Source organism: Paracoccus sp. (in: a-proteobacteria) (assembly GCF_046462195.1).
GTDB lineage: Bacteria > Pseudomonadota > Alphaproteobacteria > Rhodobacterales > Rhodobacteraceae > Paracoccus.
In genome coordinates, this window is sequence record NZ_JBKGUN010000041.1 from 21,013 (window position 1) to 35,903 (window position 14,891).

At 64.1% G+C, this 14,891-nt stretch carries 9 protein-coding genes; 7 read left to right on the forward strand and 2 right to left on the reverse strand.

Translation table 11 applies throughout. The features are described 5' to 3' along the window. Positions 1 to 13 precede the first annotated feature (13 nt). Positions 14 to 1,162, reverse strand: a complete 1,149-nt coding sequence (locus ACLHHB_RS02920; RefSeq protein WP_410216785.1) for an MFS transporter — start codon at positions 1,160 to 1,162, stop codon at positions 14 to 16. Continuing rightward, positions 1,162 to 2,166 carry a 2-hydroxyacid dehydrogenase gene (locus ACLHHB_RS02925; protein WP_410216786.1) on the reverse strand — a complete coding sequence of 335 codons (1,005 nt, stop codon included), beginning with the start codon at positions 2,164 to 2,166 and terminating at the stop codon, positions 1,162 to 1,164. The genes ACLHHB_RS02920 and ACLHHB_RS02925 overlap by 1 nt, the downstream gene beginning before the upstream one ends. A gap of 137 nt (positions 2,167 to 2,303) precedes the next feature. Between ACLHHB_RS02925 and ACLHHB_RS02930 the strand changes: the two genes are divergently transcribed. The 7 genes from ACLHHB_RS02930 to xylB form a co-directional block, all read left to right on the forward strand. After that, a complete protein-coding gene (locus ACLHHB_RS02930) occupies positions 2,304 to 2,879 on the forward strand; it encodes an SH3 domain-containing protein (protein ID WP_410216787.1) in 576 nt (191 codons plus the stop codon). Positions 2,880 to 3,040: 161 nt separating this feature from the next. Continuing rightward, on the forward strand, positions 3,041 to 5,104 hold the full coding sequence (locus ACLHHB_RS02935) for an alpha-1,4-glucan--maltose-1-phosphate maltosyltransferase (protein WP_410216788.1): 2,064 nt from the start codon (positions 3,041 to 3,043) through the stop codon (positions 5,102 to 5,104). 11 nt (positions 5,105 to 5,115) lie between these two features. Next, positions 5,116 to 8,394, forward strand: a complete 3,279-nt coding sequence (gene treS / locus ACLHHB_RS02940) for a maltose alpha-D-glucosyltransferase (RefSeq protein WP_410216789.1) — start codon at positions 5,116 to 5,118, stop codon at positions 8,392 to 8,394. Then, entirely contained in the window at positions 8,391 to 10,601 is a 2,211-nt protein-coding gene (gene glgB, locus ACLHHB_RS02945) for a 1,4-alpha-glucan branching protein GlgB (protein WP_410216790.1), read from the forward strand. Before treS ends, glgB begins: the two co-directional genes overlap by 4 nt. A gap of 10 nt (positions 10,602 to 10,611) precedes the next feature. Beyond that, complete coding sequence (malQ, locus tag ACLHHB_RS02950; RefSeq protein ID WP_410216791.1) at positions 10,612 to 12,408, forward strand: 4-alpha-glucanotransferase; 1,797 nt, start codon at positions 10,612 to 10,614, stop codon at positions 12,406 to 12,408. Between the two features lie 209 nt (positions 12,409 to 12,617). Further along, positions 12,618 to 13,661, forward strand: a complete 1,044-nt coding sequence (locus ACLHHB_RS02955; RefSeq protein WP_410216792.1) for an NAD(P)-dependent alcohol dehydrogenase — start codon at positions 12,618 to 12,620, stop codon at positions 13,659 to 13,661. A 35-nt stretch (positions 13,662 to 13,696) separates the two neighbouring features. Next, on the forward strand, positions 13,697 to 14,891 hold a 1,195-nt coding region (gene xylB / locus ACLHHB_RS02960; RefSeq protein WP_410216793.1), incomplete at its 3' end, for a xylulokinase.

Sequence of the window (14,891 nt, forward strand, 5' to 3'; positions counted from 1 at the left end):
CGGCCGCGAAAACCTAGGGGCCGTCAAAATCGGCGGTACGGGCCAGGTGTGACAAGGCCAGCGGGATCAGCAGCAGTGCCGCCAGAACGACATAGATGGTTCCAAGGCTGATCCGCTCCGCCAGCCAGCCGATGCTGCCGGGGGCCAGCAGCATGCCGGAATACCCCATGGTGGTCACGACCGAGAGACCCACGCCATTCGCCAGTCCCGGCACGTTCCCTGCTGCCGAAAAGGCGATCGGCACGATGTTCGCGATACCGATACCAGCCAAGGCAAAACCCGCAATGGCCGCACCCGGTGCCTGGGCCAGTCCCGCCGTCGCCAATCCCGCCATTGCCACGCCGATGCTGATGCGCAGTGTCAGCACCGCCCCCAGGCGCCGCCTCAGACCGTCTCCCAGGAAACGCATCACCGCCATCGTCCCAGCGCAGGCCGCAAAGCCCCAGCCCGCCAAGGACAGCGATGCGCCCATCTCGCGCTGAAGATAGACCGCCGCCCAGTCGAGGACAGCGCCTTCGGGAATCATCGCGGCCAGTGCCAAAAGGCCGATGAGATAAGGCAAGGGTGAGCTTGGCAGCCGCAGCGGAGGCTTGTCCTCCCCGGGCGCGGGCGCGTCGCGAACCGTACGCGGCAGCGCCCAGGCCAGCACGCCGGCAAAGACGAGGGCCACGGCAATACCCTGATAAAGCTCGCCCAGACGCTCGATCAGCAGGCCGCCCGTCCCGGCACCGGCAAAGGCGCCCAAACTCCAGAACCCGTGGCACGAGGACATGATCGCACGGCCACGCACCCGTTCAAGCGCGACCGCATTGGCATTCATTGCCACATCCATCCCGCCGATCAGGCCGCCGAACAGAAAGACCCCGGCGACGACCCAGCCAAAGCTGGGGGCCAGCGAGATCCAGATCAGCGCAGGCGCGACCGCACAGGCTGACAGGCTGACCGCCCGGGCCGATCCCGCCCGTGCCACCATGGCCCCGAACAACGGCATGACGCAGATCGAGCCTGCCCCCAAGGCCACGACCATCAGCCCGGCCAGAGCCTCGGAGATGCCCAGGCGTTCCATCAGGGCGGGCACCTTGGGCGCCCAGCTGCCCACCATCAGGCCGTTCACGAAGAACAGGGCGGACACCGCCCAGCGGGCCGAAGCTGCGGCTGTCATCAGAGCATCGAGGGCACGACCAGATCCGGCGGGCGGTGCCCGTCGGCAAAGGTCTTGATGTTGATGATGACCTTTTCCCCCATCTCGGCACGCCCCTCGACCGTGGCGCTGCCCATATGCGGCAACAGCACGACATTGGGCAGTTCGCGCAGGCGAGGGTTGATCTCATGTCCGTGCTCGAAGACATCAAGGCCCGCGCCGGCGATCTCTCCGGCCCGCAGCATCCGGGTCAGGGCATTTTCGTCGATGACCTCGCCACGCGAGGTGTTCACCACGACGGCCGTGGGCTTCAGCAACTTCAGCCGTCGTGCGTTCAGCAGGTGGAAGGTCGAGGGCGTATGCGGCGCATTCACGCTGACGATGTCCATGCGCGCCAGCATCTGGTCTAGGCTTTCCCACCAGGTGGCCTGCAGCTGATCCTCGATCTCGGGACGGAGGCGTCTGCGGTTGTGGTAATGCACCTGCATGCCGAAAACGGCTGCCCGGCGCGCCACGGCCTGCCCGATACGGCCCATGCCCAGAATGCCCAGCCGCCGACCACCGACCCGCCCGCCCAGATGGGCCGTGGGCGACCAGCCCTGCCAGCGTCCGGCCTGCATCTCGGCCAGTCCTTCGGGGATCTTGCGCGTCACCGCCAGGATCAGCGCCAGCGTCATGTCGGCGGTGTCCTCGGTCACGACGCCCGGCGTGTTCGACACCAAAACACCACGCTGGCGCGCGGACAGGACGTCGATGTGATCCACGCCCGCGCCGAAATTCGCGATCAGCTTCAGCCGCTCTCCCGCGCGGGCGAGCATGCCGGCGTTGATCTGGTCCGTCACCGTCGGCACCAGCACATCCGCATCCTGCATCAGCGACACCAGCTCGTCCTGCGTCAGCTTGCGGTCGTCATTGCGCAGGGCCACGTCGAACAGTTCCGACATGCGGGTCTCGACTGCCTCGGGCAGCCGGCGGGTCACCGCCACGCGCAACTTCTGGCGGATCGAGGAGGGGCTGGCGGACATGGTCACCTCATTTTCTCGAAGTCGTGTCGGGGCTGCACTTCCCATGGCGGGTGGCTTTTGGCAAACTGCCCGCGTTGAGGGGCATGCACAAGACCCCAGAAGGGCGCAGAAAGCCCCAGGACAGGAACGGACGGCAGATGACATCACGGGCATGCAGGATGGGCAGCATCGCGGGGGCCTTGGCACTGGCCATGCTGATCGGAGGGCATGTCCCGGCGGGCCATGCACAGACCCTGCCCCAGGACGCGGGGCAGCCGCTTGTTCTGGCCCAGGCCGCGGCCGACCAGCGCGGGCCGGTGACCAACCTGCCCCTGCCCCGCTATGTCAGCCTGAAGGGAAACGAGGGCAATGCCCGGCGTGGTCCCAGTCTGTCGCATCGGATCGACTGGGTCTTCCGGCATGCAGGCATGCCGCTGCGGGTGGTGGCCGAATTCGGTCACTGGCGGCGGGTGGAGGACAAGGACGGCGCCGGTGGCTGGGTTCATTATGCGCTGCTGTCAGGGGTCAGGACGGTGCTGGTGACCCAGGACATGCTGGAATTGCGCAGCCGGCCCAACGCCGAATCCGACGTGGTTGCCCGGGCCGAGATCGGCGCCATCCTGCGCCTGAACGAATGCGAGCCTGACTGGTGCCGCGTGGCGGGCGGGGGACAACGGGGCTGGGTCCCGAAGGCCTCGATCTGGGGTGTGGATCCTCAGGAAGTGCGCGACTGATCCTTATCCGCCTGTTCGGACAGTACCACGGTCCACAGGTTCCGAGGCCGCTGTGCCTGCGGACACGGCTTTGCGGATGCTGCCTCGGTGTTGGCATGCTTCAAACGGAACAATTCCCATCCAGGGCGGTTGACCCGGTCGGTAATGACTGGGAGCGCAAGATGGCAGATCACGAAGTTTCGGTCGGTGAAGGCACCCGGAATGCGGGAACACCGGCAGAGGAGGCTGTGAGAAACAGGGCCCCTTCCGAAACGCTGCTGAGGAGCCTGGCGGCCGAGCGGCTCGCCATCGAGGGCGTCTCGATCGAGATTGACGGCGGACGCTTTGCCTCCAAGGTGGTCGTGGGCCAGCCCACGACCGTGGAGGCCGACATCTTTTCCGATGGCCATGACAGCATCGCGGCGGTTCTGCTGCATCGTCGGGTCGGTACCGGAGCCTTTCACGAGGTGCCGATGGAGTTTGTCGAGAACGACCGCTGGTGTGCCGAACTGACGCTGTCTGAGCCAGGCGACCACGAGGTCAGCATTCTTGCCTGGCGCGACCTTTTCCTGACTTGGCGCAAGGAGGTGGTGAAAAAACACGCCGCTGGTCAGGCAATCGGGCTGGAACTGGAGGAAGGCCGGCGCCTGCTGGCGCGTGCGCTGGATGAAGACAGCCGTGCCGACGAGGTCGGACGGGGCGCCATCGCGGCCCTGTTGGAGGATGACAAGGCCGAGGGCGACGATCGCGACGGCTTGCGCTTTGCGCGTCTCGGGGCACCCGAAGTCGTGGATCTGATGCGCGCCATCGGGCCGCGCACCGATGCGACCCAGTACAAGGTCCTGCCTGTCTTTGCCGACCGCAAGGCTGCCGCCTTCAGTGCATGGTACGAGTTGATGCCCCGTTCCCAGTCGGGTGACGAACATCGTCACGGCACCTTTGACGACGTCATCGCCCGCCTGCCCTATGTGAAGAACCTAGGCTTCGATGTGCTTTATTTCCCGCCGATCCATCCGATCGGCCGCACCAACCGCAAGGGGCGCAACAATACCCTGACGCCGGGTCCCGACGATCCGGGCAGCCCTTATGCCATCGGCTCCGAGGAAGGCGGGCATGACGCCCTGCATCCCGAACTGGGGTCGTTCGACGATTTTCGCAGGCTGATCGACGCCGCGCGGGATCACGGTCTGGAAATCGCGCTGGACTTTGCCATCCAATGCGCCCCCGATCATCCTTGGATCCGCGAGCATCCGGAATGGTTCGACTGGCGCCCCGACGGCACGATCAAGTTCGCTGAAAACCCGCCCAAGAAATACGAGGACATCGTCAACGTCCATTTTTATCGCGATGCGCTGCCGAACCTTTGGTACGCATTGCGTGACGTGGTGCTGTTCTGGGTGAACCATGGCGTCCGCATCTTTCGTGTGGACAATCCGCACACCAAACCCTTTCCCTTCTGGGAATGGATGATCGGCGAGGTCCGCGCCCAGCATCCCGATGTGATCTTCCTGGCCGAAGCCTTTACCCGGCCCAAGGTGATGAAGCGCTTGGCCAAGGTGGGCTTTTCGCAGTCTTATTCCTACTTCACCTGGCGCAACACCAAGGAAGAGCTGACCGACTATCTGGTGGAACTGACCCAGACCGACAGCCGCCACGTCATGCGGCCGAACTTCTTCGTCAATACGCCTGACATCAATCCGCGTTTCCTGCAGTCGAGCGGGCGCCCGGGCTTTCGGACGCGGCTGGTGCTGGCGGCGACCTTGGGCGGCAACTACGGCGTTTATAACGGCTTCGAAATCTGCGAGGCTGCCGCCGTGCCGGGCAAGGAGGAATATCTCGATTCCGAGAAGTACCAGTTGCGGACATGGGACATGGATCAGCCGGGCAACATCCAGGACGATATCCGCCTGATGAACCGCCTGCGCCAGCAGCACCCGGCCTTGCAGGACTTCACGAACCTTACCTTTTACTATGCCAGCAGCGATCAGGTGCTTGCCTATGGCAAGCAGGCAGGCGACGATTTCGTGCTGATCCATGTCAATCTGGATCCGCACAACGCGCATGAATTCCAGCTGGAAGTGCCGTTGTGGAAGTTCGATCTGCCCGACGATGCCTCGATCGAGGTCAAGGACCTCATCCACGGCAACAGCTTTACCTGGCACGGCAAGTACCAGTGGCTGCGTCTGGACCCTGAAACGCGACCCTACGCGGTCTGGCAGCTGTTTGCCCCGGGAGTGGCGCGCTGATGAATATTTCGATGAACAAAGACAGCAATGCCAGCTTTGCCGTGCGCGGGGGTGTCGACCGCGGCGTGCAGGACTGGTACAAGGACGCCGTCATCTATCAGCTGCACATCAAGGCGTTCCAGGATTCCAACGGCGATGGCATCGGCGACTTTGCCGGCCTGATGCAGCGCCTGGATTATGTGCAGGAACTGGGCGTCACGGCGATCTGGGTGTTGCCCTTCTATCCCTCGCCGCTGCGCGATGACGGTTATGACATCTCGGACTATCGGTCGATCAATCCGTCCTATGGCTCGATGAAGGACTTCAAGGCCTTCGTGACCGAGGCGCACCGTCGCGGCATCCGCGTCATCACCGAACTGGTCATCAACCACACCAGCGATCAGCACCCGTGGTTCCAGAAGGCGCGCCGTGCCAAGCCCGGCTCGGCCGCGCGGGACTGGTATGTCTGGTCGGACACGGATGAGAAGTGGCCGGAAACCCGGATCATCTTCCTGGACACCGAACGGTCCAACTGGACCTGGGATCCGGTGGCCGGCTCTTATTACTGGCACCGCTTTTATTCGCACCAGCCGGACCTGAATTTCGACAATCCCCGCGTGCTGCAGGAGGTGTTGAAGGTCATGCGCATGTGGCTGGACATGGGCGTCGACGGCCTGCGTCTGGACGCCATCCCTTATCTGGTCGAGCGTGACGGCACCAACAACGAGAACCTGCCTGAAACGCATGACGTGCTGAAGGCCATCCGTGCCGATCTGGACGCCCATTTTCCCGACCGCATGCTGTTGGCCGAGGCGAACCAATGGCCCGAGGACACACGACCCTATTTCGGCGATGGCGACGAATGCCACATGGGCTTCCACTTTCCGCTGATGCCGCGCATGTACATGGCGCTGGCGCAGGCGGACCGGCATCCGATCACCGACATCATCCGGCAAACGCCCGAGATCCCGGAAAATTGCCAGTGGGGCATCTTCCTGCGCAACCACGACGAACTGACGCTGGAAATGGTGACGTCCGAAGAGCGCGACTATCTGTGGCAAACCTATGCCGCCGACACACGGGCACGCATCAACCTCGGCATCCGCCGGCGACTGGCGCCGCTGATGCAGAACGATCGCCGCAAGATCGAGCTGATGAACTCGATGCTGTTGTCGATGCCCGGAACGCCGATCATCTATTATGGTGACGAGATCGGCATGGGGGACAACTATTACCTGGGCGACCGCGATGGCGTCCGCACGCCGATGCAATGGTCGGGCGACCGCAATGCAGGCTTTTCCACCGCTAAGCCCCAGCAGCTTTACCTGCCGGCGATCATCGATGCGGTTTACGGCCATCAGGTCATCAACGTCGAGGCGCAGGCGGACGACCCGTCATCGCTGTTGAACTGGATGCGACGGATGATCACCGTCCGCCGTCAGCACCCGGCCTTCGGTCGGGGCACGATGACACTGCTTTATCCGCGCAATCGCAAGGTCCTGTCCTATATCCGCGAACACGAGGGGCGCGCCTATCTGTGCGTGGCGAACCTGTCGGATGCGGCGCAGGCGGTCGAGCTGGATCTGTCGCGGCATCGCGACAAGGTACCCGTGGAACTGACCGGACGCTCGGCCTTTCCGCCGATCGGCGACCTGCCCTACATGCTGACGCTGCCGGCCTATGGCTTCTACTGGTTTGCGCTGGGTGACGAATCCGAGTCCCCTTCCTGGCACGAGCAATTGCCCGAAATCCTGCCCGAGTTCATGACCCTGACCACCCGCGACGGACGCGTGCAAACGGCGCTCAAGGGTCGCGAGGGGGCACAGTTCCAGAACGACGTGCTGCCGCAATGGCTGCCGTTGCAACGCTGGTTCGCGGCCAAGGACGATGCGATTTCGGCCGTGCACATGACGCCACTGGGCGAGCTGGAGGCGGACCATGCGCTTGTGTCCGTCGAGGTGACGCTGGAGGATGGGCAGCACAGCTATTTCCTGCCGCTGTCAGCCCGCTGGGGTGACGAGAACATGCGCCCCGGCGCACCCAAGCTGTCCTATACGCTTGCCAAGATCCGGCATACCGCCCGCGTGGGCGCCCTGGTCGATGGCGCTTATGATGAACGTCTGCCGGGCCTGTTCCTGCAGGCGATGAAGGACGACGTCACCCGTGGCGCCCTGCAGTTCCGCGGCAGCGAAGCCCTGCGCGAGATCACCGATCCCGGCGACCCGCGCCAGTTGGGGGTGGAACAATCCAACATCTCGATCGCCTTCAGTGACAAGATCATCCTCAAGCTGTACCGCCGCCTGCGCGGGGGCGAACAGCCGGATGTCGAGGTTGCGCGCTTCCTGACGGAAACTGCGGGTTATGCCCATACGCCCCGCTATCTGGGTCAGGCGGTCCATGCGGGGAACGAGCAGACGGTTCTGGCCGCGGCCTTTGCCTTTGTCGCCAACCGCGGCGATGCATGGACCGGCGTGATCGACGCCTTGATGCTGGAGTTCAACGAGCACGAAGCCTGGCCGTCCGAGCATGAACCCGAGATGGCCGCAACGGCCTTCGACTTCCCGCTCAGCATCGCGGCGCTGCTGGGGGAACGGACGGCGCAGTTGCACAAGGCCTTGGCGACACCGACGGACGACCCGGCCTTCGCAACCGAGGATCTGGATGCCGAGCAGCTGAAATCCTGGGTCGAAACGGCCGAGGAAGAGGCCGTTGCCATGCTGACGCGGCTGGAACAGGCCCGCGACCAGTTGGCCGAGGATGCCGCACCCTTGGCGCGCGAATTGCTGGAACGTCGCGACGACCTGATGACCCGCATCCGCGCGGCCGGACAGATCGCACCGTCGGGCCAATTGTCGCGCATCCACGGAGACTTTCACCTGGGCCAGGTGCTGCTGGCACAGAACGACGTGGCGATCATCGACTTCGAGGGCGAGCCTGCACGCACGCTGGCCGAGCGTCGCGCCAAGTCCTCGCCCCTGCGGGATGTGGCGGGCATGCTGCGGTCCTTCGACTATGCCGCATTGTCCGTGATCGCCCGTCACCGCCATGACCCGCCCGCGGGTGCGGAACGCGCCATCGCACGGATCGAGGCTTGGCGCCGTGCAGCGGTCAGCGACTTCCTGTCGGCCTATCGCACCCACGTCGAAGGTGCGCCCAACCTGCCGGAAGATCCCGACACGATGCAGGCAATGCTCGACCTCTTTCTGCTGCAGAAGGCGGTTTATGAAACCGGATACGAGCTGGGGAACCGCCCGACCTGGGTCGGCCTGCCCCTGCGCGGAATCCTCGATCTGCTGAACGAGGCCACATGACCGATAACGCGACTCTTCCCGAGACCCGTCCCGAAGATTTCAAGACTTCGGACATCGAAGCCATCCTGCGCGGCAATCATCATGACCCGTTCGCGGTGCTTGGTCCCCACGAGGGCAGACTGCGTGTCTTTGCCCCTCAGGCGGCTCAGGTCACCGCTGTTTCTCCGGCGGGCACGACGACGCTGGAGCGGGTGCACCCGGAAGGGTTCTTCTGCGGTCCCCTGCCCTCCCACGACTATCGCCTGCGGATGTCGGCGGGCAGCCACGAGTGGGAGGTGGACGATCCCTACCGCTTCGGGCCGGTCATGGGAGAGATGGACGAATATCTGATGGCCGAAGGCAGCCATCGGCGCCTTTACGACAAGCTGGGGGCCCATCCCGTGACGCATGAAGGCGTCGAGGGCACGACCTTCGCGGTCTGGGCCCCCAATGCCCGACGTGTCAGCGTGGTGGGCAACTTCAACGCCTGGGACGGTCGCCGCCATCCCATGCGCAAGCGCATCGGCCCCGGCGTCTGGGAATTGTTCATTCCCGGCATCGCGCCGGGTGAGATCTACAAGTACGAGATCGTCAGCGCCCATGGCGAGCGCATGCCCCTCAAGGCCGATCCGGTCGGTTTTGCCCATCAGCAGCCCCCCGAAACGGCCTCGATCGTCGAAGGCCTGACCAATCACGACTGGCATGACAGCGGATGGATGGCGGGCCGCGCGGCGCGGCAGGACCGAAAGGCGCCGATCTCGATCTATGAGGTTCATCTGGGGTCGTGGCGGCGCAGCGGTGAAGGCGACATCCTTGATTACGACGCCTTGGCCGACCTGCTGGTGCCTTATGTGGTCGAGATGGGCTTTACCCATGTCGAGTTCTTGCCCGTCAGCGAACATCCGTTCACGGGGTCATGGGGTTATCAGCCCATCGGCCTCTTTGCGCCCACCAGCCGCTTTGGCAGCCCCGAGGCCTTTGCGCGGCTGGTCGATCGGCTGCATGACGCCGGGATCGGCGTGATCCTCGACTGGGTGCCCGCGCATTTTCCCTCGGACGCGCATGGTTTGGCCCATTTCGACGGCACGGCCCTTTATGAGCATGCCGATCCGCGTCAGGGTTTCCATCAGGACTGGAACACGCTGATCTACAATTTCGGTCGGCGCGAAGTCTCGAATTTCCTGCAATCGTCAGCGCTTTATTGGCTGGACCGGTTCCATGTCGATGCCCTGCGCGTCGATGCGGTGGCCTCGATGCTGTACCTGGATTATTCGCGCAAGCATGGCGAATGGGTGCCGAACGAGTTCGGCGGAAACGAGAACCTCGAGGCCATTGCCTTCCTCCGTGACGTGAACGAACGCGTGCGCCAGGATTATCCGGGCGCGATCACGATCGCCGAGGAGTCGACGGCCTTTCCCAAGGTCAGCCGCCCGGTCGATGACGGCGGCCTGGGTTTCGGCTTCAAGTGGAACATGGGCTGGATGCATGACACGCTCGGTTATTTCCGGCGCGATCCGATCCACCGCCGCCACCATCAGAACGACCTGACCTTTGGCCTCGTCTACGCATTCTCGGAGGACTTCGTCCTGCCGCTGAGCCATGACGAGGTGGTTCATGGCAAGGGATCCCTGATCCGGCAGATGGCGGGCGACCGCTGGCAGAAGTTCGCGAACCTGCGCGCCTATTTCAGCTTCATGTGGACCCACCCCGGCAAGAAGCTGGTGTTCATGGGTGGCGAGTTTGCGCAGGATCGCGAATGGAACCACGACCAGTCGCTGGACTGGCACCTGCTGGAAGACCCGCTGCACAAGGGGATGCAGATGCTGATCGCGGACCTGAACCGCGTGTATCGGGACCAGCCTGCCCTGCATCGTCTGGACTGCGACCCGTTCGGCTTCGAATGGATCGACGCCAGCGACGTGGCAAACAGTGTGCTGGTCTATCTGCGCAAGTCCGATGACGACGCACCGCCCTGCCTGGTGATCTGCAACCTGACGCCGCAGCCGCATCACGATTACCGCGTGGGCGCCCCCCTTCCCGGCCTGTGGCGCGAGGTGCTGAACAGCGATGATGCCCGTTATGGCGGCTCGAATCTTGGCAACCATGGCTTGGTCCAGACGGAGGATGCGCCTTGGCACGGCCGCCCTCAGTCACTGAGCCTGACCCTGCCGCCCTTGGGGGTGATCGTGCTGACACCGGAAGCGGATGCTAAACCCGCAGCCATATGAGGAACGACCTGTGAGCGATCTTGAAGAGCGTGCCTTGCGTCATGGTATCCAGCCGGAATACGAGGGCATGGGCGGCACCACGCACAAGGCCCCCGAACGCACGCTGGAACAACTGCTGGAGGCGATGGGCACTCGGTCCGAAAAGGACCTGCCCAAGGCCGAGCATCGCCTCGAGGCGCATCCGGGAACCCGCTGTCACCTGCCCGAGGGCGACAGCCGGTCCTGGGGTGTCGCGCTGCAACTTTACCAGGTCAGGTCCGGGCGAAATTGGGGGATCGGCGATTTTGCCGACTTGGAGGTTCTGGCCGGACTGCTGGGCGAGGCCGGTGCGGATTTCATCGGCCTCAACCCGCTGCATGCGATGTTCCTGTCCAACCCGCAGCATTGCAGCCCGTTCTCGCCTTCGAACCGCCGTTTCCTGAACCCGCTGTATATCGCAGTGGATCGGGTTCCGGGCTATCAGGCCGACATGACGACGGTGGACCACATCGAGCGTTTGCAGCAGTCGTCCTTGGTGGATTACGAAGGCGTTGCAGCGATCAAGATCGATGTGTTGCGTCGCATCTGGCAGGAAACGGGCCAACCGGATGCTTCGGGCGACGTGATCGCCGAGGGCGGGACGGATCTGGATCGGCATGCCCTGTTCGAGGCCCTTTCGGCGGTCATGGTTGCCCAAGGACATGGCGCAGGCTGGACCGCCTGGCCGCAGGAATGGCAGGATGCCGAAGGCGAATTGGTCAGGCAGTTCGCCCGCGATCATCCGGCCGAACTGCGTTTCTATCGCTGGCTGCAGGATCTGGCCCAGCAGCAACTGGCCAGTGCCCGGGATGCCTGTGATCGCGCGGACATGTCGATTGGGCTGTATCTGGACTTTGCCGTGGGCGAGGCTGCGGATGGTTCGGGATCATGGGGAAATCCCATGGTGGTGCCCGGCATCCGCATCGGGGCCCCGCCCGATTACTTCAATGAAACCGGGCAGGATTGGGGATTGGCGCCGCTGTCGCCGGTGGCCATGGCGCAGCAAGGGGCGGCCCCCTTTGCCGAATTGATGGAACAGGCCACCCGGCAGGCGGGTGCCTTGCGGATCGATCATGCCATGGGCCTGTGGCAACTGTTCCTGATCCCCCAGGACGCCGGCCCGGCTGATGGAACCTATGCCCGCTATCCTCTGGCGGACATGCTGTCCGCGCTGGCACAGGCATCGCAGCAGAACGGCACGATCGTCATCGGGGAAGATCTGGGAAACGTCCCGCCGGGCTTTCGCGACGTCATGGAAGCGGTCGGCATCCTGTCCTATCGAATCCTTCTGTTCGAGCGGACCGAAGAGGGTTTCATTCCCCCCGAGGACTATCCCCGGAACGCCTTGGCCTGCCTGTCCACGCATGACCTTCCGACCTTTCAGGGCTGGTGGCGCGGCGACGACATCAGCCTTCGTCTGGATCATGGACTGATCAGCGAAACGGCGGCCAACGAACAGACCGAAGCCCGAAAGGTCGAGCGTCGGCAGTTGCTGGAGGATCTGGCTGCAAGCAACCTGTTTACCGGCCAGGCATCGCCATCGACCGGTGCGCCCGATCCGCTGGTGGCGGCTGTCCACCAATGGCTGGCCAGCGCGCCATCCCGGCTGTTCGCAGTGCGCCTCGAGGACATGGCGGGCGAGGTGCAGCCGGTCAACATTCCCAGCACGACGGACGAATATCCGAACTGGCGCAGAAAGCTCGGGGTGTCGCTGGAAAGTTTGTCCGAACTTACCCTGTTCAAGTCGATCGCCTCGGGACTCGGCCAGGAACGTCCGCGCGTGCCCTGAAATGCCGTGGACCTCAAGCTCCCGCCCCCCCTGCGCACCTGACCCTGCAGGACGGTAGTTTTTTTCCCGACGGGCAGATTTATCTGCCGATCCTGCACAGGGGGCATTTACACCGCCCCCTGCACGCATTCTGACTGGTCAGGGGCCAAACACCGATACGTCAGGACGGCTCGTTCTGGCGCATCGCGAACTTTGAGGAGGTGTGGACTATGGCAACAGCGCTTGTTCTGGAAAAGAAGGGACAGCTGTCGATCCGCGATATTGCGCTCGACGGCGAACTGGGGGCAACGGATGTCCGGATCGCGGTACGGACGGTCGGGGTTTGCGGATCGGATGTCCATTATTACACCCACGGCAAGATCGGGCCTTTCGTGGTGAACGAACCGATGGTGCTGGGCCATGAAGCTTCGGGCATCGTGGTCGAGGTAGGCCAGCAGGTCGCCCACCTGAAGGTCGGCGATCGCGTCTGCATGGAACCGGGCATCCCCGACCCGAACTCGCGCGCCTCCAAGCTGGGCCTGTATAATGTCGATCCCGCCGTGCGCTTCTGGGCGACGCCCCCGATCCACGGCTGCCTCACGCCGCAGGTGGTGCACCCTGCCGCCTTCACCTATCGCCTGCCCGACAATGTGTCATTTGCCGAAGGCGCCATGGTCGAGCCCTTCGCCATCGGGATGCAGGCCGCCTTGCGCGCCCGGATCCAGCCAGGGGACATCGCCCTTGTGACAGGCGCAGGTCCCATCGGCATGATGACTGCCCTGGCGGCGCTCGCGGGCGGGTGTGCCAAGGTTTATGTGTCCGATCTGGCGCAGCCCAAGCTGGACATCATCGGCGCTTATCCGGGGATCGAGACGATCAACATCCGCAACACGCCAGCGGCCGAGGCGATCGCCCAGGCCACTGACGGATGGGGCGCGGACGTGGTTTTCGAATGCTCGGGTGCGGCTCCTGCCATCCTGGGCCTGCCGCAGCTGGCCCGGCCGGGGGGCACCATTGTGCTGGTCGGGATGCCTGTCGATCCGGTTCCCTTCGACATCGTCGGTCTCCAGGCCAAGGAATTGCGGGTCGAGACGGTTTTCCGTTATGCCAATGTTTACGACCGCGCCATTTCGCTGATCGCCTCGGGCAAGGTCGACCTGAAGCCGCTGATCTCGCTGACGATGCCCTTTGCCGACAGCATCGCAGCCTTTGACCGCGCCGTCGAGGGACGCGAAACCGACGTCAAGATCCAGATCGAGATGCCGGCCGAGTAACGGGCCGAACGACAGGCCGCCTGAAAGGAGCCCCCATGTATCTGGGACTTGATATCGGAACCTCGGGGGTCAAGGCGATCCTGCTGGACGACCGCTTTGAACAGGTCGGGGCCGCCCATGTCGCGCTGAGCGTGTCGCGTCCCGCGCCGGGCTGGTCGGAACAGGATCCCGACAGCTGGATCGCGGCCTGCGAAACGGTCATCGGCGAACTGGCCGCCACGCAGGGCGCTGCCATGGCTGCGCTGCGCGGGATCGGACTGTCGGGGCACATGCATGGCGCGACCCTTCTGGATGCAACCGACCACCCGCTGCGTCCTTGCATCCTGTGGAACGACGGTCGTTCCGCCGAACAATGTGCCGAACTGGAAGCACGGGCCGATTTCCGCGGCATTGGCGGCAACATCGTCATGGCGGGCTTTACCGCACCCAAGCTGCTGTGGGTGGCTCAGAACGAACCCTCGCTTTTTGAACGAACGGCCAAGGTCCTTCTGCCCAAGGACTATGTCCGGCTGTGGCTGACGGGGGACCATGTTTCGGACATGTCCGATGCGGCAGGAACGTTGTGGATGGACGTCCAGCGGCGAGACTGGTCCGATGACCTGCTGGCGGCAACCGGCCTGTCCCGCGCACAGATGCCCCGGCTGGTCGAGGGGACGGATGTATCCGGCACGCTGCGGGCCGACTTGGCACAGCGATGGGGCGTCCCGCAGGTCCCCGTGGCCGGAGGCGGCGGCGACAATGCCGCGACCGCCTGCGGAATGGGTATCGTTGCACCAGGAACAGGTTTTCTCTCGCTTGGCACCTCGGGTGTCCTGTTTGCTGCCACCGACCGCTTTGCGCCGAACACTGCGGATGCCGTGCATGCATTTTGCCATGCCGTACCACAGACTTGGCACCAGATGGGGGTTTTCCTGTCGGCCACCGACAGCCTGACCTGGCTGTCCGAAATCGCCGGCCGTCCCGTGGCCGAACTGGCAACGCTGCTGCCCCGGACAATCACGGCACCGGCGGCGGCAGGATTTCTGCCCTATCTGTCGGGCGAGCGCACCCCTCATAACGATCCCGCCGCGACTGGCGCCTTTTGGGGTCTTTCACGGGGGGCGGGCCTGCCGGATCTGGTCCAGTCGGTGATGGAGGGCGTGGCCATGGCTTTCGCTGATTGCGACAAGGCCATGCGGCGCGCAGGATCGGGCCTTGATGCCGTTTATGTCGTCGGCGGGGGTGCGCGTT

Coding starts and splice junctions, on each gene's coding strand:
- glgB (WP_410216790.1), top strand. CDS start 8,391: ATGACCGATAACGCGACTCTTCCCGAGACCCGTCCCGAAGATTTCAAG.
- ACLHHB_RS02925 (WP_410216786.1), bottom strand. CDS start 2,166: ATGTCCGCCAGCCCCTCCTCGATCCGCCAGAAGTTGCGCGTGGCGGTG.
- ACLHHB_RS02930 (WP_410216787.1), top strand. CDS start 2,304: ATGACATCACGGGCATGCAGGATGGGCAGCATCGCGGGGGCCTTGGCA.
- ACLHHB_RS02955 (WP_410216792.1), top strand. CDS start 12,618: ATGGCAACAGCGCTTGTTCTGGAAAAGAAGGGACAGCTGTCGATCCGC.
- ACLHHB_RS02935 (WP_410216788.1), top strand. CDS start 3,041: ATGGCAGATCACGAAGTTTCGGTCGGTGAAGGCACCCGGAATGCGGGA.
- ACLHHB_RS02920 (WP_410216785.1), bottom strand. CDS start 1,162: ATGACAGCCGCAGCTTCGGCCCGCTGGGCGGTGTCCGCCCTGTTCTTC.
- treS (WP_410216789.1), top strand. CDS start 5,116: ATGAACAAAGACAGCAATGCCAGCTTTGCCGTGCGCGGGGGTGTCGAC.